The 23,027-nt window shown below is 74.1% G+C and carries 18 protein-coding genes; 2 read left to right on the top strand and 16 right to left on the bottom strand.

Annotated elements, in window-relative coordinates:
• Nucleotides 1-68: 68 nt before the first annotated feature.
• Both DEF28_RS17370 and gltB read right to left on the bottom strand, forming a co-directional pair.
• Entirely contained in the window at nt 69-1,523 is a 1,455-nt protein-coding gene (locus tag DEF28_RS17370) for a glutamate synthase subunit beta (protein WP_114433393.1), read from the bottom strand.
• A gap of 34 nt (nt 1,524-1,557) precedes the next feature.
• Nucleotides 1,558-6,129, bottom strand: a complete 4,572-nt coding sequence (gene gltB / locus DEF28_RS17365) for a glutamate synthase large subunit (RefSeq protein WP_114398382.1) — start codon at nt 6,127-6,129, stop codon at nt 1,558-1,560.
• A 581-nt stretch (nt 6,130-6,710) separates the two neighbouring features.
• On the opposite strand from gltB, the gene DEF28_RS17360 reads away from it, so the two are divergent.
• Entirely contained in the window at nt 6,711-8,342 is a 1,632-nt protein-coding gene (locus tag DEF28_RS17360; RefSeq protein WP_114398381.1) for a bis-aminopropyl spermidine synthase family protein, read from the top strand.
• A 105-nt stretch (nt 8,343-8,447) separates the two neighbouring features.
• On the opposite strand, the gene DEF28_RS17355 is transcribed toward DEF28_RS17360, so the two are convergent.
• The 13 genes from DEF28_RS17355 to hisI form a co-directional block, all read right to left on the bottom strand.
• A complete protein-coding gene (locus DEF28_RS17355; protein WP_233515368.1) occupies nt 8,448-9,452 on the bottom strand; it encodes a hypothetical protein in 1,005 nt (334 codons plus the stop codon).
• 159 nt (nt 9,453-9,611) lie between these two features.
• A complete protein-coding gene (locus DEF28_RS17350) occupies nt 9,612-10,904 on the bottom strand; it encodes a hypothetical protein (RefSeq protein WP_114398379.1) in 1,293 nt (430 codons plus the stop codon).
• A gap of 147 nt (nt 10,905-11,051) precedes the next feature.
• Nucleotides 11,052-12,056 (bottom strand): prolipoprotein diacylglyceryl transferase, encoded by a 1,005-nt coding sequence (gene lgt / locus DEF28_RS17345; protein WP_114398378.1) that lies wholly within the window; start codon nt 12,054-12,056, stop codon nt 11,052-11,054.
• Between the two features lie 8 nt (nt 12,057-12,064).
• Entirely contained in the window at nt 12,065-13,078 is a 1,014-nt protein-coding gene (locus DEF28_RS17340) for a DsbA family protein (protein WP_114398377.1), read from the bottom strand.
• A gap of 194 nt (nt 13,079-13,272) precedes the next feature.
• Nucleotides 13,273-13,827: a MauE/DoxX family redox-associated membrane protein gene (locus DEF28_RS17335; RefSeq protein ID WP_114398376.1), complete on the bottom strand. Its 555-nt coding sequence runs from the start codon at nt 13,825-13,827 to the stop codon at nt 13,273-13,275.
• Between the two features lie 333 nt (nt 13,828-14,160).
• On the bottom strand, nt 14,161-14,973 hold the full coding sequence (trpA, locus tag DEF28_RS17330) for a tryptophan synthase subunit alpha (RefSeq protein WP_114398375.1): 813 nt from the start codon (nt 14,971-14,973) through the stop codon (nt 14,161-14,163).
• Complete coding sequence (gene trpB, locus DEF28_RS17325; RefSeq protein ID WP_114398374.1) at nt 14,970-16,208, bottom strand: tryptophan synthase subunit beta; 1,239 nt, start codon at nt 16,206-16,208, stop codon at nt 14,970-14,972. The genes trpA and trpB overlap by 4 nt, the downstream gene beginning before the upstream one ends.
• 190 nt (nt 16,209-16,398) lie before the next feature.
• The gene (gene trpC, locus DEF28_RS17320) at nt 16,399-17,205 is read right to left on the bottom strand and encodes an indole-3-glycerol phosphate synthase TrpC (protein ID WP_114398373.1); all 807 of its coding nucleotides are present in this window, start codon (nt 17,203-17,205) and stop codon (nt 16,399-16,401) included.
• A 217-nt stretch (nt 17,206-17,422) separates the two neighbouring features.
• On the bottom strand, nt 17,423-17,872 hold the full coding sequence (locus tag DEF28_RS17315) for a DUF2752 domain-containing protein (protein WP_233515367.1): 450 nt from the start codon (nt 17,870-17,872) through the stop codon (nt 17,423-17,425).
• A gap of 4 nt (nt 17,873-17,876) precedes the next feature.
• Complete coding sequence (locus DEF28_RS17310; RefSeq protein WP_114398372.1) at nt 17,877-18,257, bottom strand: CD225/dispanin family protein; 381 nt, start codon at nt 18,255-18,257, stop codon at nt 17,877-17,879.
• Between the two features lie 236 nt (nt 18,258-18,493).
• Nucleotides 18,494-18,829, bottom strand: a complete 336-nt coding sequence (locus DEF28_RS17305; RefSeq protein ID WP_114398371.1) for an HGxxPAAW family protein — start codon at nt 18,827-18,829, stop codon at nt 18,494-18,496.
• Nucleotides 18,829-19,518: a Trp biosynthesis-associated membrane protein gene (locus DEF28_RS17300; RefSeq protein ID WP_114398370.1), complete on the bottom strand. Its 690-nt coding sequence runs from the start codon at nt 19,516-19,518 to the stop codon at nt 18,829-18,831. The genes DEF28_RS17305 and DEF28_RS17300 overlap by 1 nt, the downstream gene beginning before the upstream one ends.
• Nucleotides 19,515-19,901: a phosphoribosyl-AMP cyclohydrolase gene (gene hisI, locus DEF28_RS17295; RefSeq protein WP_114398369.1), complete on the bottom strand. Its 387-nt coding sequence runs from the start codon at nt 19,899-19,901 to the stop codon at nt 19,515-19,517. The genes DEF28_RS17300 and hisI overlap by 4 nt, the downstream gene beginning before the upstream one ends.
• 222 nt (nt 19,902-20,123) lie before the next feature.
• Between hisI and DEF28_RS17290 the strand changes: the two genes are divergently transcribed.
• The gene (locus tag DEF28_RS17290; protein ID WP_114398368.1) at nt 20,124-21,119 is read left to right on the top strand and encodes an SIS domain-containing protein; all 996 of its coding nucleotides are present in this window, start codon (nt 20,124-20,126) and stop codon (nt 21,117-21,119) included.
• A gap of 107 nt (nt 21,120-21,226) precedes the next feature.
• On the opposite strand, the gene DEF28_RS17285 is transcribed toward DEF28_RS17290, so the two are convergent.
• The coding region (locus DEF28_RS17285; protein ID WP_147281067.1) for an ABC transporter ATP-binding protein at nt 21,227-23,027 on the bottom strand (1,801 nt) is incomplete at its 5' end.

Here is a 23,027-nt window from a genome sequence, read left to right as displayed (position 1 = left end):
GGCGTGGACCGCTACCTCTCCGAGGAGACCGCCCTGCCGACGGCGATCCCGCCGCCCCGCACCGCGCCTCACACGAGGGGGCGGGCGGTCGGCGGGATCGCCGTCGGCAGGGCGGTCTCCTCGGAGAGGTAGCGGTCCACGCCGGCGGCCGCGGAGCGGCCCTCGGCGATGGCCCACACGATGAGCGACTGGCCGCGGCCCATGTCGCCGGCGCAGAAGACGCCCTCGACGCTGGTGGCGTAGTCGGTGTCGCGGACGACGTTGCCGCGCCCGTCGAGGTCAACGCCGAGCTGCTCCAGCATGCCCTCCTTCTGCGGGCCGACGAAGCCCATGGCCAGCAGCACGAGTTCGGCGGAGATCTCGCGCTCGGTCCCCTCGACCGGCTCGAAGCCCCTGTCCGTGCGCTTGACGTCGACCAGCCTGAGCGCGCGGACGCGCCCCTGCTCGTCGCCGAGGAACTCGACGGTGTTCACGGAGTAGATCCGCTTGCCGCCCTCCTCGTGGGCGCTGGTGACCTTGTAGAGCATCGGGTAGGTCGGCCAGGGCTGGCCCTCCGGCCGCTTCGCGGGCGGCTTGGGCATGATCTCCAGCTGGGTGACCGAGGCGGCGCCCTGGCGGTGCGCCGTGCCGACGCAGTCGGCACCGGTGTCGCCGCCGCCGATCACGACGACGTGCCGGCCGTGCGCGCTGATGGCGGGTTCCGCGTAGTCGCCCTCCTGCACGCGGTTGGCGAGCGGCAGGTACTCCATGGCCTGGTGGACGCCGTGCAGTTCGCGGCCGGGCGCGGGCAGGTCCCGCCACGCGGTGGCGCCGCCGGCCAGGACCACCGCGTCGTGCTCGGCCCGCAGCTGCTCGACGGTGACGTCCACGCCGACGTCGACCCCGGTGCGGAAGACGGTGCCCTCGGCCCGCATCTGGCCGATGCGGCGGTCGAGGTGCCGTTTCTCCATCTTGAACTCGGGGATGCCGTAGCGCAGCAGTCCGCCGATGCGGTCGGCGCGCTCGTACACCGTGACGTCGTGGCCGGCGCGGGTGAGCTGCTGGGCGGCGGCCAGGCCGGCCGGGCCGGAGCCGACGACGGCGACGGTCCGGCCGGTGCGCACGGCGGGCGGCTGCGGGCGGACCCAGCCCTCCTCCCACGCGCGGTCGATGATGGAGACCTCGACGTTCTTGATGGTCACCGCGGGCTGGTTGATGCCGAGCACGCACGCCGACTCGCACGGCGCCGGGCAGAGCCGCCCGGTGAACTCCGGGAAGTTGTTGGTGGCGTGCAGGCGCTCGATGGCCTCGCCCCAGTCACTGCGGTAGACGAGGTCGTTCCACTCGGGGATCAGGTTGCCCAGGGGGCAGCCGTTGTGGCAGAACGGGATGCCGCAGTCCATGCAGCGCGACGCCTGCTTGGCGACGGTGCCGCGGTCGAAGTCCTCGTAGACCTCGCGCCAGTCCTGGATCCGGACGTCCACCGGGCGGTGCCGGGGCAGCTCGCGCTCGGTGATGGTGATGAACCCCTTCGGGTCGGCCATGGTGGTGTCTCCCTCCTTCCGTGCGGGCGCCTGCTCAGGACTGCGCTGCGGCCATGATGGCCTCGGCGACGTCGCGGCCCTCGCGCTCGGCCGCGGCCCGGGCGGCGAGGACGCGCTTGTAGTCGCGCGGCATGATCTTGCCGAACCGCTCGACGGCGACGTCGAAGTCGGCGAGCACGCGCTGGGCGACGGTGGACCCGGTCTCGGCGTGGTGGCGGCGCAGGACGTCCTCCAGGAACGCCCGGTCCTCGTCGTCGAGCGGGTCGATGTCGACCATCTCGCGGTTGACCCGCGCGGGGTCGAGGTCGAGGACGTAGGCGATCCCGCCGGACATGCCGGCCGCGAAGTTGCGGCCGGTGCGGCCGAGGATGACCGCCCGCCCGCCGGTCATGTACTCGCAGCCGTGGTCGCCGACGCCCTCGACGACGGCGAGCGCGCCGGAGTTGCGGACGCAGAACCGCTCGCCGACGATGCCGCGCAGGAACACCTCGCCGGACGTGGCGCCGTAGGCGATGACGTTGCCGGCGATGATGTGCGACTCGGCGGCGAAGGGCGCCCGCTCGTCGGGCCGCACGGTGATGCGCCCGCCCGACAGGCCCTTGCCGACGTAGTCGTTGGCGTCGCCGACCAGCCGCAGGGTCACGCCCCGGGGCAGGAAGGCGCCGAACGACTGGCCGGCGGAGCCGGTGAGGGTGACGTCGATGGTGTCGTCGGGCAGGCCGTCCGCGCCGTAGCGCTTGGTGACCTCGTGCCCGAGCATGGTGCCGACCGTGCGGTTGACGTTGCGCACCGGGAGGTCGAGCGTGAGCGGCTGGCGGTACTCCAGGGCGCCTTCGGAGAGCTGGATCAGCGTGTTGTCCAGCGCCTTCTCCAGCCCGTGGTCCTGGGCCCGGACGTGCCGGCGGTGGTCGCTCGCCCACGGCTGCACGTCGTGCAGGATGGGCGACAGGTCGAGGTCGGCGGCCTTCCAGTGGTCGACGGCCTCGGCGGTGTCGAGCAGTTCGACGGCGCCGACGGCCTCGTCCAGGGTGCGGAACCCGAGGGCGGCGAGGTACTCGCGGACCTCCTGGGCGATGAACTCGAAGAAGTTCACCACGAACTCCGCCTTGCCCGAGTAGCGCTTGCGCAGCTCGGGGTTCTGGGTGGCGACGCCCACCGGGCAGGTGTCGAGGTGGCAGACCCGCATCATGACGCAGCCGGAGACGACGAGCGGCGCGGTGGCGAAACCGAACTCCTCAGCGCCGAGCAGCGCGGCGATGATCACGTCGCGCCCGGTCTTGAGCTGGCCGTCGGCCTGGACCACGATGCGGTCGCGCAGCCCGTTGCGCAGGAGGGTCTGCTGCGTCTCGGCCAGGCCGAGCTCCCAGGGGGTGCCGGCGTGCTTGAGCGAGGTGAGCGGCGAGGCGCCGGTGCCGCCGTCGTGGCCGGAGATGAGGACGACGTCGGCGTGCGCCTTGGAGACGCCGGCGGCGACGGTGCCGACCCCGGCCTCGGAGACCAGCTTGACGTGCACCCGCGCCGAGGGGTTGGCGTTCTTCAGGTCGTGGATGAGCTGGGCGAGGTCCTCGATGGAGTAGATGTCGTGGTGCGGGGGCGGCGAGATGAGGCCCACGCCGGGCGTGGAGTGCCGGGTGTCGGCGACCCACGGGTAGACCTTGTGGCCGGGGAGCTGGCCGCCCTCGCCGGGCTTGGCGCCCTGCGCCATCTTGATCTGGATGTCGTCGGCGTTGGTGAGGTAGTGCGAGGTGACGCCGAACCGCCCGGAGGCCACCTGCTTGATGGCGCTGCGGCGCAGGTCGCCGTTGGCGTCGGGGGTGAAGCGGCGCGGGTCCTCGCCGCCCTCGCCGGTGTTGGACTTGCCGCCGAGGCGGTTCATCGCGATGGCGAGGGTCTCGTGCGCCTCGGCGGAGATGGAGCCGTAGGACATGGCGCCGGTGGAGAACCGCCGGACGATCGCGGAGACGGGCTCCACCTCGTCGATCGGGACGGGCTCGCGGACGCCCTCGCGCAGCCGGAACAGGCCGCGCAGCGTCATGAGGTTCTCGGCCTGCCGGTCGATACCGGCGGTGTACTCCTTGAAGATCTCGTAGCGCCGGGTCCGGGTGGAGTGCTGGAGCTTGAAGACCGTCTCGGGGTTGAACAGGTGCGGTTCGCCCTCGCGCCGCCACTGGTACTCGCCGCCGACGGCGAGGCGGCGGTGGTGGGCCGGGTTGGCCGCGTGGGCGGCGGCGTGCCGGATGCGGACCTCCTCGGCGAGCACGTCGAAGCCGACGCCGCCGAGCCGGGAGGTGGTGCCGGTGAAGCAGCGGTCGACGACCTCGGCGCCGAGGCCGAGGGCCTCGAAGATCTGCGCGCCGGTGTAGGAGCCGACGGTGGACACGCCCATCTTGGACATGATCTTGAGGACGCCCTTGCCGAACGCCTTCACGGTGTTGCGCGCGGCGCGCTCGGGGTCCACGCCCCCGATCACACCGCGGGCGGCCAGGTCGCGCACGGTGGCCAGCGCGAGGTACGGGCTGACCGCCGAGGCCCCGTAGCCGACCAGCAGCGCCACGTGGTGGCACTCGCGCACGTCACCGGCCTCGACCACCAGGCCCACCTCCGTGCGGGTCTTCTCCCGCACCAGGTGGTGGTGGACCGCCCCGGTCAGCAGCAGCGACGGAATGGGCGCCGCCCCGGACTCCGCGCCGTCCTGCGGCCGGTCGCTGAGCACGATGATGTGGGCGCCGCGCGCGATCGCCTCGGAGACCTCGGCGCAGACCTCGTCGAGCCGGGCCTCGAGCGCCGCGCCGCCGCCGGCCACGGGGTAGGTCCCGCGCACGACGTGCGCCCGAAACGCCGGATCGCCCTCGGGCCCGCCGGCGGCCACGATCGCGGCGAGCTCCGCCTCGTCCACCACGGGGGTGGGCAGCACGATCCGCCGCGCGTCCTCGGGGTCCGGAGACAGCACGTTCTCCTCCGCCCCGAGCGCGGTGTGCAGGCTCGTGACCAGCTCCTCGCGGATCGCGTCGAGCGGCGGGTTGGTGACCTGCGCGAAGCCCTGCGAGAAGTAGTCGAAGAGCTGCCGCGAGCGGGTGGAGAGCGCGGCCACGGGGGTGTCGGTGCCCATGGAGCCGATGGGTTCGGCGCCGGTGCGCGCCATGGGGGTGAGGATGACGCGGAGCTCCTCCTCGGTGTAGCCGAAGACGCGCTGGGCGCGGTCGAGGTCGTCGAGCGCGGTCGGCTCGGCGGCGGGGAGCTCGTCGAGGCGGACGACGCCGCGGCTCAGCCACTCGGCGTAGGGGTGCTCGGCGGCGAGCTCGGCCTTGACCTCCTCGTCCTCGATGATGCGGCCCTGGGCGGTGTCGACCACGAAGATGCGGCCGGGCTGCAGCCGGCCCTTGCGGACGATCCGGGCGGGGTCGATGTCGAGGACGCCGACCTCGCTGGCGAGGACGACGAGGCCGTCGTCGGTGACCCAGTAGCGGCCGGGGCGCAGGCCGTTGCGGTCGAGGACGGCGCCGATGAGGGTGCCGTCGGTGAAGGTGACGGAGGCGGGGCCGTCCCAGGGCTCCATGAGCATGGAGTGGAACTCGTAGAAGGCCCGGACCGCCGGGTCCATCTCGGTGTGGTTCTCCCAGGGCTCCGGGATCATCATGAGCACCGCGTGCGGGAGCGAGCGGCCGCCGAGGTGCAGCAGCTCCAGGGCGGCGTCGAAGGAGGCGGTGTCGGAGTCCTCGGCGTCCACGATGGGGAACAGCCGGGAGATGTCGCCGGGGATGAGGTCGCTGGCGAGGGTGGCCTCGCGGGCGCGCATCCAGTTGCGGTTGCCCTTGACGGTGTTGATCTCGCCGTTGTGCGCGACGAACCGGAACGGGTGCGCGAGCGGCCACGACGGGAAGGTGTTGGTGGAGAACCGCGAGTGGACGAGCGCGAGCCCGGAGGTGTAGCGCCGGTCGGAGAGGTCGGGGAAGAACGGTTCGAGCTGCGGGGTGGTGAGCATCCCCTTGTAGGTGACGGTGCGCGGGGACAGGCTCGGGAAGTAGACGCCGACCTCGTGCTCGGCGCGCTTGCGGACGCAGTAGGCGTAGCGCTCCAGCTCGATGCCGGTGAGGCCCTCGGTGGGGGTTCCGGGGCGGCCGGCGAGGAACAGCTGGCCGAAGAAGGGCATGACCTCGCGGGCGGCGGGGCCGCAGTAGCGCGGCTCGAAGGGCAGGTCGCGCCAGCCGAGCGCGGCCAGGCCCTCCTCGGCGGCGATGGCCTCGATCGCGCGGACGGCCTCGGCGCGTTCGGCGGCGTCGGTGGGGAGGTAGGCGATGCCGGTGGCGTAGCCGCCGGCGGCCGGGAGCTCGAAGTCGCAGACCTCGCGGTACAGCTCGTCGGGGATCTGGGTGAGGATGCCCGCGCCGTCGCCGTCGTCGGGGTCGGCGCCGGACGCGCCGCGGTGGTCGAGGTTGCGCAGCACGGTGAGCGCCTTCTCGACGATGTCGTGACTGCGACGGCCGGAGAGGTCGGCGACGAACCCGACACCGCAGGCGTCGTGTTCGTAGGTGCTGTCGTACAGGCCCTGGGGAGTGGACGTGGCGTTCGGTCGGACGGACGAACGCTGGATCCGGCCAGCAGGCATCTACCCTCCTGTCGTCTTGCGTATGGGCTTTCGAGAAAGCGCATTCGGGACGACATTGGCCCTGCTGCGTCGGTCGTGTAGGCCACCCGCGCCTGTCCCGCGGTCGGCGAGACCCGGACCTGCGGTCACGTCGTCGTGCCAGGCGGGGTTTCACCAGGTGGCGGAGACACTCACGGGTAACTTACGTTACATGGTTTTACCCGATGGTCCAGACCTCTCGCCAGCGCAAGAAGGTCTAGACCAACCGCCGCCACGGTGCGGCGGTTCCGCTGCTCCGATCCGGGCGATGCGGAGCGGGTCCGGCGCGTCGTGCCGGCCCTGCCAAGGTGTATCCGCGCGGCGGACCCACCAAACCTCCCAAACGGGATCAAAGCAGCCGCACCACTGTACAACCGCCCGGAACAGCGGTCCGTGCCCAGGGGCGGCAATCAGCGGCGGCGCGGCGCGGCCGCAGGTCAGCGCCCGCGCGGACGCTCCGCGCGGCGCCTGCGGGCGGCGGCGGGGGCCGGCCGGAGGGCGCGCGTGGACCCCGCCTGCCGCATGTCCGCGGAGCCCCGCGCTCCCCCGTACGATGTGCATCGATGACGCCTCTTCCCCCGGCCCTGACCGCGCTGCTCGACGCCCAGGGCGTGGACGCCGCCCGCAGCCGCCGCGTGCTCGCCGCCCTGTCTGACGGCGGCTGGTGGACCAGCCGCGAGCTGGTCCGCGGAACCGCCGTCGCGCACCGGCTCGTCGAGGCGGTCCTGACCGCACTCGGCGACGACCTGCGGCGTGACGGCGACCGCTGCCGGCTGGCCGACCCCGCCCCGTACGAGTCCTTCGCCGAGCCGCCGCTCGCCGATCCGGTGCAGCACCTGGCGGGGGCGCATCCGCGCGCGGCCGCGGAACTGGAGCGGCTCGTCGCGGAGGCGCCGCCGCCGCGCACCGACCTGGACCACGTGGCGGCCACGCCCGAGACCGCCCTGCGGCGCGCCGCCCTGCTGGCCGGCCGGTTCGCGCTGTCCGGCCGGCGGCTGCTGTGCGTGGGCGACCACGACCTGACGTCGCTCGCCGCCACGCTGGTGCAGCGGGACGCCGAGGCCGTCGTGGTGGACATCGACGAGCGCATGCTGGACTACATCGACACCGCCGCCGCCCGGCTCGGGCTGCCGGTGCGCTGCCATTTCGCCGACCTGCGGCTCGGGCTGCCGCCGGCGGTGCGCGGCCGGGCGGACCTCGTCTTCACCGACCCGCCCTACACACCGGAGGGCGTCGAGCTGTTCGTGCGGCGCGGCCTGGAGGGGCTGGCCGACCCGGACCACGGCCGGGTGCTGCTGGCCTACGGCGCCAGCGAGACGACGCCGGCGCTACTCGCCCGCACCCAGTCCCGGCTGACCCGGCTGAACCTGGCGTTCGAGGCGATCTGGCCGGACTTCAACCGCTACCTGGGCGCGGAGGCGATCGGGGCCGCCAGCGACCTGTACGTGCTGCGCCCCACCAGCCGCACCCCGGCCGGAGCCGAGGGCCGGGAGGCAGCCCGCATCTACAGCCAGGGCGCCCACGCCCGCGAGTCGGCCGGCGGGCTGGCCGACTCCGCGGTCACCGAGCTGCTGGACCGCACGTCCGCGGGCACCCTCGTGGGGGCGTGGCCGTCCTGGGCCCGCCCGGACGCGCGCCGGATCCGGCTGGCCACCTGGCTGGCCGCGCCGGCCGGCCCCGAGGCCGGGACCTCGCCGGGCGGCGCACTCGTCGACCTCACGGGTGGCTGGGACGCCCTGCTGGAGCGGGTGCTGCTCGCCGCGCCGGCCGGTGACGTGCACGTCGTCGTGCCCAGCGGCGCCGCACAGGTGCGCGACGCGGTCGGCCAGAACGCCGTGCGCGCCGCCGTCGGAACCCGCTACGAGCTGCGGTTCCTGCGCGGCTTCCCCGACCCCCGCCACACGGTGGTCGCGGCCCGCTACCGTGCCGCCGACCCCGGAGACGCCCCCGGGACGCGCCTGCTGCGGCACTGCCAGGACCGTGCGCACGGCAGCGTCGCCGCGGTGCTGCGCGAGGGCCTGATCCGCGTCGCCGCCGGACTCGGCCGCCCGATCAACAAGAAGCAGGCCCGCACCCGGGTGGCCGCGGCCGCGCCGTGGCTGTCCGGCCACACGCTGCTCGACCTGCCGCTGCACCGCGTGGCGGCCCTGCCCGGCCTCACCGCCGACCTGGTGGCGGAGCTGCCGGCGGCCTAGAGCCTGCCGGGTAGCGGGTGGCAGGGCCGCCGGGCGGGTGTCCGGCTTCCGGCCGCTGGGCCGCCGAGGCCGGTTGCCGGTCCGGCCGGCAACGGCGGTCGGCGGTCAGCCGGTCGGGAGCCCGGTACCGGTCCCGGTGCCGTCGGTAGTCCCGGTGCCCGTGCCGTCGGTGACGCCCGTTCCGGTGCCGCCGTCCACTCCCGTGGTGGCGTCGGTGCCGGTCGTGGTGCCGGGGTCGGTGGTGCCGGGGTCGGTCCCGGTCGTCCCCTCGGTGCCGGTGCCTGCGGCGTCCTCGTGCTCCAGCAGCCGGCGGAACAGCGGGAAGTCGAAGTTGCCGAGCGCGATCAGCGGCGCGCTGAGGTTCTCCCGCTGCTCCGGCGAGGTCGAGGACAGCGACTGCGTCCAGGTCACCACCAGGTAGTGGCCGTTGACGGTCGCCTCGGCCGCGCTGTACCCGGCGCCGAGCCGGTCGAAGGGCTCCTCCTCACTGGGCGGCAGCAGGAAGCCGCCGTCGGGGTCCTCCTCGCCCGCCGGCTCCAGCGCCTGGGCCACCGCCCGGGCGGCCTCGGTGTCGCGCAGTTTGAGGATGGCCGCGACCCCGACGTGGTCCTCGGAGGTGTAGCCGGCCCGCGCCACCTGGGAGCAGTCCGCCTCCTGGAGGGCTTGGACGACGCGCTCGCCCCAGACCGCTTGGGCGCAGTCGTCGGTGAGGGCCTGGGCCGCCAGGGTGAAGGTCATGCCCTGGCTGTCGATCTCGTCGTTGCCGCGCTCGAAGACCTCCTGCTCGGCCAGCGGCCGCGGGTCGATCTCGCGGTCGCCGAGCACCTCTGTCGTCTCCCCGCTGGTGTACACGCGGTAGGAGTTCGGCACCGCCTGCTCCGTGCCCCCGCCGGACGTGAACTGGATGACGAGCACGACGACCAGCGCCACGACGGCCACGCCGAGCGCGCCCAGGAGGATCGGCAGCAGCTTGCCCCGCCGGCCGCCGGAGTCGGATCCGCCCCGCTTCGACTTGCGCCGCGACCTCTTGCGGCGCGGCGGCGGCGCGCCCAGCCCCTCGATCGGGTCGCCTCCTGCGGGCTTTCTCCGCCGACCGGGTGAGCCGGGCACGGACGGTTCAGTAGCAGACACCAGAACCTCTCGGGGGTGGGGGCGTTCTCGGGGAACGGAGTGGGAGGGAGACCAGATTAGCGGCGAAACCGTACCGGGGCGGAATCACGGCCGCCGGCGGTCCGGGCGGTGCCGCCCGGACCTTTGGGTCCGGCCGCGCTAGCCCTCGCCCTCGGTCGCGGCCGAGACCTGCTCGTAGACGGAGACCGCGGCGTCCATCGCGACCACGTTCAACGTGGCCATGGACTCGTCGTCCTTGGGGTCGGCCCCGTCGGCGCGGGCCACCCAGAACACGGCCAGGTAGTGGCCCATGACCTGGCTGGTGGCCTGGCTGTACCCCTCGTGCAGGCCGGGGATCTCGTCGTCCATGGGGAGGACGAACCCGGGCATGGCCTGCGGATCGAGCTCCTCGGACACGGCCGCGGCGGCCTCGGCGTCCGCGAGGTCGAACAGCGTGAACTGCGCGACGTAGACGTCGTTCTCGTCACGGTAGACCCCGCGCGCGGCGGAGGTGCAGGAGCCGTCGGCCAGGGCCTGGGCGAGGTCGTCGCCCCACACCACCGCGGTGCAGGTGTCGGTAACCTCGGAATCGCGCAGCGTCAGCTCGAAGGAGGACAGCTTGAGCTTCTCGGCGGAGTTGAAGACCTGCTCCACGGTGAGGGGCTCGGCCCCCTCGGGCCGCTCCGCGATGGGCGCGAAGATCTCCTGCTGGGGCTGGGCGTGGAACAGCTCGGGCTGGAGGGTGCTGTGCCCCTCGGGCGGGGCGACGATCTGCGTGGCGGCGCCGCCGGCCTCGTCGGCGGGGGCGACGACCAGCTGGTAGCCGAGCACGCCGAGCAGGGCGACCAGCGCCACGCCGAACAGGCCGAGCAGCCCGCCGAGGACGTAGGTGCCGCGCTTGCGCTGGCTCTGCTCAGCCAGCGAGTAGACCATCTGGCTGGGCCGGTCCCCGAGCACGGTGACGCGCTTCAGCGCGGAGGCCGAGAACTTGGACACCTGCTCGATGGGGCCGCTGGAGGTCGTGCTCGCCCGCCGGCCCCGGCGGGCGCCGGCGGCGGGCGCGTCCGGGGCGGCGGCCCGCTTGCCGCCGCGCTCCTTCCCCGGCTTGCCGGCGGCCTTGGAGCGCCGGGCCTTCCCCCGGCCGGAGCGGCCCTTCGGGGCGGCTTCGGCGGCGCCGTCCTCGGCGTCCGGTCCGTCCGCGCCGGCGTCGGAGCGGGGCTCGTACTCGTCGTACTCGTCGTAGTGGTACTCGTCGTACTGCGCGTACTCGGCGTCGCGGCCGCGCTCCCCGTCATCGCCCCGCGCCCGGCGGCCCCGGTCCTCGGAGCGCTCGTCCACGGCGGCGCGGCGGCCGGCCGCGCGGCGAGCTCCCCGGCCTCCCCGGGGCTCGCTCGATCGCGACCTGCGGCCGCCGCGCCGCCGGGTCGGGTCAGTGGAGTCGGAATTGCTCACGTAGGTCTCATCCGTCCGTCGGGCCGGCCGTGGCGCACTGGAACGCCACGGCCGGGCCGCGCTCGTGCTCGCGTTTGGCGGCGTCCGGGCCGCCGTTCACCGGTTCGGGTTCCGGCTGCCGGGCCGGGCGACGGACGCGACGGCCGGTCAGGCGGTGTCGCGGTCGCCGGACGCCGGGGATCCGGTGTCGAGGCGCTCGGTCGGCTGCCCGGTCTCGACCGTCTGCTCGACGGTGGCGTCCGGGGCCGCCGCGGTCCGCTCCGTGCCCGGCCCGACCGGTCGCACCTGGTCGGAGAAGCGGTCGAGTCGCCGACCGGCCCACACGAAGTACGCCAGGGCCGCCAGGAACACCAGGATCGAGGTCCAGTTGTTCAGCCTCAGCCCGAGCACCGTGTGCGCCGGGTCGACCCGAAGGTACTCGATCCAGAACCGCCCCACACAGTAACCCATCACGTACAGCGCGAAAAGCCGCCCGCCGCGCATCTCGAACCGCCGGCCGGCCCACGCCAGGACGGCGGCGAGCGCGAGGCACCACAGCGACTCGTAGAGGAAGGTGGGGTGGTAGGTGAACTCGCCGGGGATCATGCCCGGGCGCAGCGCTCCCGTGGGGAAGGGCGAGATCTCGACCGCCCACGGCAGGTTGGTCGGGGCGCCGAACAGCTCCTGGTTGAAGTAGTTGCCCCATCGCCCGAACGCCTGCGCCAGCGGCAGGGTCGGCGCGATGGCGAACGACAGCCGGCTCATGGACAGACCGCGGCGCCGCGCCACCAGCCAGACACCCAGCGCGCCGAGCGGGATGGCCCCCCAGATCCCGAGACCGCCCTCCCAGATGTAGAGCGCCCGGATCGGCTCGCGGCCGGGGCCGAAGTACAGCTGGTAGTCGGTGATGACGTGGTACAGCCGGCCGCCGACGAGACCGAGCAGCACGGCCGGCACCGCGAGGTCCATGATGGTCCCGCGCTCACCGCCCATGGCGGCCCAGCGGCGCTCGCTCCAGATCACCGCGGCGATGACGCCGGCGAGGATGCACAGGGCGTAGAAGTGGATGGTGAGGGGGCCCAGGCTCAGCGAGCTGACGCCGGGGCTCGGAATGGCCGCGAGGGCGCGGCCGGTGGCGGCCGCGCCCGCATCGAAGGTCGACGGGATGGTCATTCGTCCGATTATTCCTTGCCGCTGGAAGTTTCGGCGGCCGACGGGCTCGGGGTCGCGGAGTCGTCGGCGCTCAGCGGCCGGGTGTCGACCTCGCCCGGCGCGGCCTCCTCGACCGCCCTGGTCAGGCCGTTCACCCGGTACACGTCGTTGCCCTGCAGCGTACCGTCGATGTAGATGGAGGGCGTTCCGCTGAACCGGTTGTCACCGGAGGGGTACCGGGCGTTCACCGCGGCGGTGGCGTCGAGCAGCTCGCCCACGTAGGTGCCGTCCAGGAAGGAGCTGTCCACGCCGTGCTCGTCGCCCCAGGCCATGAGGTCCGGCAGGGTCATGGTGGCGAGCTCGTCCTGCGGGATCTCGGCCTGGCCCTTCTGGGACAGTTCCGGGTAGTAGTCCGACACGAACCGCTCCACGACGCGGTTCTCGGCGTCGACACGCTCGGCGAAGCCGGGGTCGGTGATGCCGACCTCCTCGCCCCAGCTCTTCAGGTCCTCGACGCTGAAGCCCTGCTGGCCCTCCCGGGGCTGGTTCTCGAACAGGACGTCGTTGTACTGCACGAACCTGCCGTAGTCGGCCGCGGCGCGCGCCGCCGCGCCGCCGCGCAGCGAGTTGGTGCTGATGGGGTCGGACTGCTGCGCGAAGATGCTCACCGGCCGGTAGTGGACGATGGCCTGGCCCTCGGCGGCGAGCTGCTTCAGCGTGTCGGCGTTGACGGTCTCGAACTGCCGGCAGGCCGGGCACTGGAAGTCGGCGTAGACCTCGACCACGGGGGCGGAGGCCCCCTCCTCGGCCATGACGACACTGCCGTCGTCCTGGAGCACCTGGGGCGCGAGGGCGCCGTTCCACTCGTCGGCGGACCTGCCCTGCGAGCTCATGTACAGGTACCCGCCGCCGACGACAAGGGCGACCACCGCGACGGCGGCGCCGATGATGGCGAGGAGTCTGTTGCGTTTGGCCCGCTGCTGCTGCTTCAGCCGCTCCTGCTTGAGCCGCTCGCGGGCCTCGCGCCGCGACGCCTTTCCCATCAGTCGTTCACCATTCCTCGCATGTTCGGATCCGTACGCGGCCGGGCCGGCCAGGGGGGCCGGGCTGTGCGCCCGGCCGGCGGTGCGGGGTTCGCGGTGGCGGCACCGCTCGCCACGGGCTCCCGGTCCGGTGCCGAGCGGGCGGTCCGTGGGACCCGCTCGTCCGGCCCCGGGGGGTCATCCGGTGGACGGTGTCATCCGTCGCGGCCTTCGGGCTCGGTGGCCGGGTACAGCCCGAGCGCGCCGTCGAGCGCGAAGGGGGACCGCGGCCAGACGACGACGATACCGGCCAGCACCAGGAAGCCGATGTCGCGCAGGATGTCCAGGCCGTACTGCGTCTCACCGACCGGGACCTGCCCGCCGCTGCCGAAGCAGCCGCAGTCGATGCTGAGCCCGCGCGCCCACGCGGAGATGATCCCCGCGATGAACACGACCATCAGCGCGCCGCCGACCGCGCCGACGTAGCGGGTGGCCAGTCCGGCGACGAGCAGCAGCGCCAGGGCGATCTCGAAGAACGGCAGCGTGTAGCCGATGAACTGGTTCACGCTGTCCGGGAACAGCTGGTAGGCCTCCACGGCCTGCACGGACAGCGCCGGGGCGCCCACCTTGCTGATGCCGGCGACACCGAGCACGGCGGCGAGGCCGAGCCGGGCGGCCAGGGACACCCACGGCTGGGCGGCGGCCCACCGCGAGGGGCCGGCGCCGCCGGCCGGGCCGGGCTGCTGCTGCTCTTCGATGTCCGTCGACATGGCTTCCCCGAGACGATGAGTGACAAGAGCTCCACCGCGCCGGCCGGTGTGCGCAAGGGGCGCCGGCCCGCGTGGTCGCGAATACCCGCCAAGCTTACTCTGCGTCGCGGCGCGGCGACTCCGGGTCGCCGACGTCGGCCCCCCGTCCGGGGCGGAACGCTATGCACTGTAGCCGCCCCCGGGGCACCGGGGCCGCCGGGGTGGGCGGACCGGTGCCGAACTCTCACCCGATTCTCACCCCGCGCGAACGGCGCGGCGGGGCGGTGCCCCGCACAGCACCGGAGCCGCCGCGCCCCGTGGGTCGCGGCGGCTCCGGTGGCCTGAAGCGTGCCCTCAGCCGGCCGAGCGCACGCCGGCGGCGAGCTCCTCGGCGAAGCCGCGGACGGCCGCCAGTGCGGTCGGGAGGTCCGGGGCGTCGAGCACCCGCTGGCAGAAGCCGGCGCCGGCGATCACGCCGTCGGCGTAGCCGGCCACCTCGGCGGCCTGGGCGCCGGTGGAGATCCCGAGCCCCACGCAGATCGGCAGCCCGCTGCCGGCGGTGGCGGCGCGGGTGCGCGTCACGAGCTTCTCCGCGGTGTCGGCGACCTGCGCACGCGTCCCGGTGACGCCCATGAGCGAGGCGGCGTAGACGAACCCGCGGCAGGCATCGGTGGTCAGCCGGAGCCGCTCGTCGGTGGAGGACGGGGCGACCAGGAAGATCCGGTCCAGGCCGGCGGCGTCGGTGGCCGCGACCCAGTCGCCGGCCTCCTCCGGGAGCAGGTCGGGGGTGATCACGCCGGAGCCGCCGGCCGCCGCGAGGTCGGCGGCGAACCGGTGCACGCCGTAGCGGTCGATCGGGTTCCAGTAGGACATGACGAGCGCGGCCGCGCCGGTGGCGGCGGTCGCCTCGACCACGCGGAGCACCTCGCGCGGGGTGGTCCCGGCGGCCAGCGCCCGGTCGGCGGCGCGCTGGATGGTGGGGCCGTCCATGGTCGGGTCGGAGTAGGGCAGCCCGACCTCGATGACGTCGCAGCCGCCCTCGACCATGGCCTCGACGACCCGGATCGAGGACTCGACGTCGGGGAAGCCCGCGGGCAGGTAGCCGATCAGCGCCGCGCGGCCGGCGGCGCGCGCCTCGGCGAGCCGGGTGTGCAGAACCGTGCTCACGCCTGGTCCCCCTTCGCGGCCGCGTCGCCGACGAGTCCGAAGTAGCGGGCCGCGGTGTCGACGTCCTTGTCGCCGCGCCCGGAGAGGTTGACGAGGATGGTGGCGTCGGGGCCGAGCTCAGCGCCGACCGCGCGGGCTCCCGCGAGCGCGTGGGAGCTCTCGATCGCCGGGATGATGCCCTCGGTCCGGCACAGCAGCCGGAACGCCTCCATGGCGTCGGCGTCGGTGACCGCCCGGTACGTCGCGCGGCCGGTGTCGGCCAGCCAGGCGTGCTCGGGGCCGACCGCCGGGTAGTCCAGGCCGGCGGAGATGGAGTGGCTCGGCACGGTCTGGCCGTACTCGTCCTGCAGGACGTAGGTGCGGGCCCCCTGGAAGACGCCGGGGCTGCCCCCGGTGATGGAGGCGGCGTGCCGGCCGGTCTCGACGCCGTCGCCGCCGGCCTCGAACCCGTAGAGCCGTACCTCGGAGTCGGGGATGAAGGCCGCGAAGATCCCGATGGCGTTGGACCCGCCTCCGACGCAGGCGGCGACGGCGTCCGGTAGCCGCCCGGTGAGCTCCAGCACCTGCTCGCGCGCCTCGGCGCCGATCACGTAGTGCAGGTCGCGGACCATGGCCGGGAACGGGTGCGGTCCGGCGACCGTGCCCAGCAGGTAGTGGGTGTGCTCGACGTTGGCGACCCAGTCGCGGAACGCCTCGTTGACGGCGTCCTTGAGGGTGCGGCTGCCGATGGTGACCGGGACGACCTCGGCGCCGAGCATGCGCATGCGGGCGACGTTGAGCGCCTGGCGCCGGGTGTCCTCCTCGCCCATGTAGACGACGCACTCCAGGCCGAGCAGCGCGCAGGCGGTGGCCGTGGCGACCCCGTGCTGGCCGGCTCCGGTCTCGGCGATGACGCGGGTCTTGCCCATGCGCCGGGTGAGCAGCGCCTGGCCGAGCACGTTGTTGATCTTGTGGGAGCCGGTGTGGTTGAGGTCCTCGCGCTTGAGCAGGATCCGGGCGCCGCCGGCGTGCCGGCTGAAGTTCCGGGCCTCGGTGAGCGGGCTCGGCCGGCCGGTGTAGCTGCTGAGCAGCTCGCGGAGTTCGGCCTGGAACGCCGGATCGCCCTTGGCCTTCTCCCATTCGGCGGCGACCTCGTCAAGGGCGGCGACGAGGGCTTCGGGGCTGAACCGGCCGCCGTAGCGGCCGTAGTGCCCGCCTGCGTCCGGGTGGCCGGATTCGGGTCGTGCAGTGGTCATCGTGGGTTCTCCCGACCGCCCGCCGGTGCGGCGCGCGGTCAATCGCGTGAAAACAGCGCGCCGGAGCGGCGGGGCCGCGGTCGGGCCGGCGCGCGGGGTGGTCAGCGTGGGCGGGAGTCCGTGGAAGGCGGACTCCCTAGCGCCATCGACGCGGGACGGGGAACCGGCGGGCGGCCGCGTGGTCCATGGCTCAGTGCCGGTCCCGCAGGGCCGGGTGGGCTCCGGCGGTGACGAGGTCGGCCACGGCGTCGCGCGGGTTGCGGCCGACGACCAGGCTCTCCCCCACCAGCACCGCGTCGGCGCCGGCGCCGGCGTAGGCCAGCAGGTCGTGCGGGCCGCGGACGCCGGACTCGGCGATCTTGATCCGGTCGTCGGGGATCAGCGGCGCGAGGCGCGCGAAGGTCCCCCGGTCGACCTTCAGCGTCTTGAGGTCGCGGGCGTTGACGCCGATGACGGTGGCGCCCGCCGCGACGGCGCGCTCCACCTCCTCCTCGGTGTGCACCTCGACCAGCGGGGTGAGGCCGAGCGACTCGGCGCGCTCGACCAGGGAGATGAGGGCGTCCTGCGGCAGCGCCGCGACGATCAGCAGGACGGCGTCGGCGCCGTGCAGCCGCGCCTCCCACAGCTGGTAGGCGCTGACCACGAAGTCCTTGCGCAGCAGCGGCGTCTCGACGGCGGCGCGCACCGCCGCGAGGTCGGCGAGGCTGCCGCCGAACCTGCGCCGCTCGGTCAGCACACTGATCAGGCAGGCGCCGCCGGCGGCGTAGTCGCGGGCCAGCGCGGCGGGGTCGGCGATCGCGGCGAGCGGGCCCTTGGACGGGCTGGAGCGCTTCACCTCGGCGATGACCTGCACGCCCGGGCTGCGCAGCGCGGCGACGACGTCCTTGGGCCACGGAACGGTCGCGGCCTGCTCCTTGAGCCGCTCCAGAGGCGTGGCTGCCTGCCGATCGGCGAGATCGGCGCGTACTCCGTCGAGAATCTCGTCGAGCACGCTCACGTGAGACTGCCCCCTCCACTTGGCGGTTCGCGGTGGACCGCGCGGACGCGACGGCGTCGGCGGCGCGGACCCGTCCGGGACGCGGAAGCGCCCGGAGAACGCGGTTCCCCGCGCCGGTCCGGTGCCCCGATCGTATCGACCCGTGCCGACAGGCCGGTCACCGCCTCCTCGAACACCGCCGCGGGCGGTGCCCGCCCGTCGCGGCGGCGGGTCCACGTTAGCCGGTCGGGACTCCTCCCGGAGCCAGAAACGCTGCGAAAGGCAGGTTGCGCAGCACCCAGAAGGCGAGGATGACCACGAGGAGGGTCCACAGCCAGAACGGGTGGATCGGCCGGGGCGGGCGCGCGGAGGGGCGCAGTGACCGGTATAGCCAGCGCAGGTAGGCCACGCCCATGATGGGGACCATGGCGAGGGTCAGGATGTTCATCTGCGCGGCGCCGGCGATGTCGAGGTTGGTCAGCGCGTTGACGCACCGCATGGTGCCGCAGCCCGGGCAGTAGGTGCCGGTCAGCGCCAGCCAGGGGCAGGTGGGGTAGTGCCCCGGCTCGTGGGGGTCGACGAAGTGCACCAGCGCGGCGGCCGCGAGCCCCGCCGCCCCCAGCAGCAACGGCGCCGCCGCGGGATGCGGACGGCGCCGGAGCCGGCTGAGGAGCGCGAACGTACGCACGTCTCTAGTAGGTGCTGTACGTGGCGGTCGACGAGGCGGCCAGGATCACCACGAAGATGATGTAGATGACCCAGAAGACGACCTGCAGGATGAAGGCGATCAGGCTGATGATGCCGAAGATCTTCGCCTTGCTCGCCGCGTCCTCGGCGCCCGCGTAGTCACCGATGGTCCACTTGCTGCCCACCTGGAGCGCGAAGATCAGACCGATGATGCCGATCACGGTGCAGCCGAAGATCCCGAGGATGTTGGCCCACAGCCAGTTCTTCGGCTGCTCCGCCGGCGCTCCACCGCCCGGGTAGCCGCCGGGCTGGGGCGGGCCGTATCCGCCGGAGGGGGGCCCGTAGCCGCCGGGGTTCTGCGGACCGGAAGGAGGACCGTAGCTCATTGTTGGTGTCTTCCTGACGACGAGAGTGTGTGAAGCGCGCCGCGCGGAGGGGCGAACACCGGAGATGACCACCAACGGGGGGCAGGGTTGGAGAGCTGGGTGCACACGCGTCGCGGGCAGACCGAAATCATGCCAGATATTCCCTGCGAAGCCGACATCGACTTGCGGAAACCACCGCTAACCGTACCGATCCACCCGCGACACGGGACGCCCGCGACAAGGACGTGATGGAGCCGTTACGTGGCCGCCGCCGCGGCCGGCTTCTTGTCGTCGCCGTCGTCGGCCGAGGTGCCGGCCGCGGCCGCCGCGGCGGCCACAGCGCGCTCGGCCTCCCACTCCTCGCGGCTGGGCGGGGCGACCCGCGGGGCCTTGCGCCCCAGGCCGGCCTTCTTCATGACGCCGGCGATCACGGCGCAGACGACGCTGGCCGCCAGGCCGAGGGAGGTCCAGGTGACCAGGTCCTGGCCGAGGATGATCGCGACGCCGGCGATGCTCCAGACCACGATCCAGGAGCCGGTCAGGAACCAGGCGGAGGGGGTGTTGCCGTGATCGTCGTGGTGTGCGTCGGCCATCAACGCTCCTTCAGGTGTGCGTTTTCGTCGGATGCCGGTCCCGAGCCCGGCGGCACGGAGCCGGGCGCGACCGGGTCCGCGGTGGGGTCGGCGCCGGAGTCGAGTGACTTCCACAGCTCCGCGGGGTCGTCGGAGCGGTGCGTGCGCGCGGCGCTGTGGCGATCGTACCGGCTGCTCATGGCGGGCCAGCCGCCACCCCGGAGCAGTGCGAGCAGCCCGGCGCCGACCAGCAGGAGCCCGGCCGCCGCCGCGATCCACGGCCAGACCGGCGCGGGCGCGAGCGCGCCGACGTCGCCGGCGGCGGTGGCCTGCCGCTCGGCCGCCCGGAGCAGCTCCTCCGGCCGGGTGCCCCGCCAGACGTCGGTGGCCGCGACGGCGCCGAACACGGCCACGAGCAGCCCGACGCCGCGCCGGGCCCAGCCGCGGGTGGCCACCAGTGCCGCCACCGCAGCCAGGCTCGCCCAGCCCATCGCCGCGGCGGCGGGGCTCACGTCCCCGGCCGCCAGCTCGACCGGCGCGGGCGCGACCGGCCCGGGCGGCGCGACCTGCCCGCTCGCCCAGGTCTGCGCGGTGGCGGCCAGCAGTGCCGCCGCCCCGGCGGCGGTGGCCAGCAGCGCGGCGGTGTACTCCCGGCGCGCCCGGTCCGCGGTCCGGGGGCGGGTGTGCTCGCCGGCTTCTGGGGCGCTCACCGCGCGGCCCCGCCGCCCACCGGCAGGCGGCCGGAGTCGAAGCAGGTGCGGTCCCCGGTGTGGCAGGCGACGCCGGTCTGGTCCACCCGCACCAGGAGGGTGTCGCCGTCGCAGTCGAGTGCGACCGAGACCACCCGCTGGAAGTTCCCGGACGTGGCGCCCTTGACCCAGTACTCGCCGCGGCTGCGCGACCAGTAGGTGGCGTTGCCGGTGGCGAGGGTGCGGGCCAGCGCCTCGTCGTCCATCCACGCGAGCATGAGGACCTCGCCGGTGTCGTGCTGCTGCACGATGGCCGGCACCAGTCCGTCGGCGGTGCGCTTCAGTCGGGCGGCGATGTCGGGGGCGAGGGCCTGCTGGGAGTCGCCGGGTGGGCTCACGCTCATGCCTCCAGCCTATGACCGCCGCCGCGGCCCGCGCGGCAGGGTGCCGCCCGAACGGCGCCCGCCGGTTCCGTGACTCCGGACACGGCCGCGCGGCGACCGCGGCGCCGCCCCGCCACGCGGGTCGCGGGCCGGGGTGGCCGGCGGCACTCCGCCACGACACTCCCGATATCCGGCGAATGTCCTAGAGTCGGACCGGCTTTTTCCCGGCAGATCAGGAGTTCCGTGACCGCACAGCGACTCGCCGCCGACCTCGCCGGCAAACCGGCCGCGTTGACCGAACTGGCCAACCACCTGGCCCGGCGCGACCCCTTCGCGGCGCTTCCCTCGCTCGTCGACGACGAGCCGGCGACCGTACTGCTGCTCGGCCTGGGCGCGGCCCGCTACGCCTGCGAGGCGGCCGCGGTGCGGCTCCGCCGTGTCGGGCTGGGCGCCACCGCCGAGTTCTCCTCGGCGGCGGACACGGTGCCGGCCGGCCCGGACACCCTGGTGGTGGCGGTGTCGTTCGGCACCGGGCAGCTGGAACTGTGCACGGCGCTGGACCGCTACGTGGAGCGCTCGCCCATCATCGTGCTCACCAACGACCCCGAGGCCCCGGTGGCGCGCTACGCCGACGTGCTGGTCCCGCTGCTGGCGGGCGAGGAGGCGAGCGGTCTGGCCTGCCGCGGCTACCAGCACGCGCTGGCGCTGCTGCTGCTCCTCGCCTACCGGCTGGGCGCGGTACCGCCGGGGGCCACCAGCGACGTGTCGGTGACCCTGCGCCGGGTCGCCAACGCGAGCGCCGAGCTGCTGGAGCGCGCCCGCGAGTGGCTGCCCGCGGCGGCCGAGGCGCTGGAGGGCCCGGGCGGCGTGCACTTCGTGGCGCCGGCCGAGCGGCTGGCCTCCGCCGGGCAGGCGGCGCAGGCGGTCCGGACCGGTCCGGTGCGGACCGCGCACGTCGCCGAGACCGGGGAGTGGTCGCACAGCGACCGGTACCTGGCCGCGGTCGAGGACTACCGGGCGGTGCTGTTCACCGGCTCCCACTACGACGAGCGCGTCGCCGAGCAGCTGCTCCAGCTCCGCGGCTCGTTCGTGGCGGTGGGCGGCGACATCGCGGGGGCGACGGCGACGGTGCGCTACCTCGGCGACGGCGACGCCGACGTCTCCCTGCTCACCGAACCGCTGGTCGGTGAGCTGCTGGCCGCCCACTGGTGGTCCCGCCGGCGCGGCCGGGCGCGCTGACCGGGCGGGCCGGCCGCGGACGGTGCGGGCCGGTCCGCGGCACCGGGGAGGGACGGGGCCCGCGGGCGGGGAGACCGGCTCCGCGCCCCTCTCCCCGGCCGCGGCCGTCAGGCAGAGCTGCGCACCCACGAGGCGTGCAGGTCGGCGTACACGCCGGGTGTGGCCACGAGTTCGGCGTGCGTGCCCCGCTGGGCGACACCGCCGGAGTCGAAGACCAGCACCTCGTCCGCCGCTTCGGCCGTTGACAGCCGGTGCGCGATGGTGACCGACGTGCGCTCGCTGGTGAGCCGGTCGAGCGCGCGCTGGATGCGGACCTCGGTGTGCGGGTCGACGGCCGAGGTCGCCTCGTCCAGCACGAGGAGGTCCGGGTCCGCGACGTAGGCGCGCACCAGCGCGACCAGCTGCCGCTCGCCGGCCGACAGCGACTCGCCGCGCTGGCCGACCGGGGTGTCGAGGCCGTGCGCCAGCCCGGCCAGCCAGTCGGCGAGGCCGAGGTCGGCGATGGCCGCCTCCAGTTCGGCGTCGGTGGCCTCCGGCCGGGCGAACCTGATGTTGTCGCCCAGGGAGCTGTCGAACAGGAAGCCCTCCTGCGGGACCATGACGACCCGCCGGCGCAGCGAGGCGAAGGCCACCCGGCGCAGGTCGACGCCGTCCAGCAGCACGGTGCCCTCGGTGGGGTCCATGAGCCGGGTGAGCAGCTTCACGAACGTGGTCTTGCCGGAGCCGGTCTCCCCCACCACGGCGAGGCGGGTGCCGGCGCGGATCTCCTCGTTCACCCCGGCCAGGACCGGCGGCCCGCCCGGGTAGGCGTAGCCGACGTCGCGGAAGGCGACGCTGACCGGCCCGCGCGACAGCTCGTACCCGTCGTCACCGGGGTCGGCGATGTCGGGAACGGTGTCGAGCACGCCGAGCACCCGCCGCCAGCCGGCGATGGCGTTCTGCGCCTCGTTGAAGATCTCGGTGGCCAGCATCATCGGGGTGACGAACAGGGTGACCAGGAAGAGGAACGCCACGAGCTCCCCGGCACTGAGCTCGCCGCCGATGCCCAGCAGCACGCCGACCACGACCACGGCGGCGTTGGCGACGGCCGCGATGAGCTCGGAGAACGGCGAGACCGCCATGGACAGCCGCTGCGCCCGCACCTGCGCGCGTCGGGTGGCGAGCACGGTCTCGTCGATCCGGCGCCCGGTGCGCTCCTCGGTGGCGTGCGCGCGGATGACGGCGGCGCCGACCACGGTCTCGCCGATGGCGCCCAGCATGTCGCCGGTGCGTTCGCGGACCTTGAGGTAGGCCCGCGACAGCAGCCCCTGCAGCCACCGCACGCCGAACAGCAGCGGCAGGAAGCACAGCCAGACGAGCAGCGTGAGCTTCCAGGAGTAGACGGCCATGAGCACGGTCGCGATGAGCAGCTGGCCGGAGCTCACGATGAGCAGCAGCCCGCCCCACTGCATGAAGGCGCTGATCTGGTCGACGTCGGAGGTGACGCGGGAGACGAGCGCGCCCTTGCGCTCGCTGTTCTGGGTGAGGACGGACAGGTCGTGGACGTGGCGGAACGCCTTGCGGCGCAGGGTGGCGAGCCCGGACTCCGTGGCGCGGTACAGCCGCACGTTCATCAGGTAGGAGCACACGGCGGTGAGCACGATCAGTACCGCGCACAGCGCGACCGCCCGCGTCACGAACACCATGTCGGGCTGGCCGGTCCCGGGGACCAGCCCGTTGTCGATGATCTGCTGCACCGCCATCGGGGTGACGACCTTGCCCGCGGTGGCGGCGACCGCGAACAGCAGGGTGAGCCACAGGCCGTGCGCGAACTCCGGGGACAGCGCGAGCCCGCGGCGGATGGTGGTGAGCGCGGAGTCGGCGGAGCGCCGCAGGGCCGGCCCCTCCGGGCGGGGGTCGGAGCCGGCG

This window comes from Marinitenerispora sediminis, from assembly GCF_003336425.1.
GTDB classification, from domain to species: domain Bacteria; phylum Actinomycetota; class Actinomycetes; order Streptosporangiales; family Streptosporangiaceae; genus Marinitenerispora; species Marinitenerispora sediminis.
Note: the sequence above shows the minus strand (reverse complement) of the source record. Positions and strands in the feature narration are given on the sequence as shown.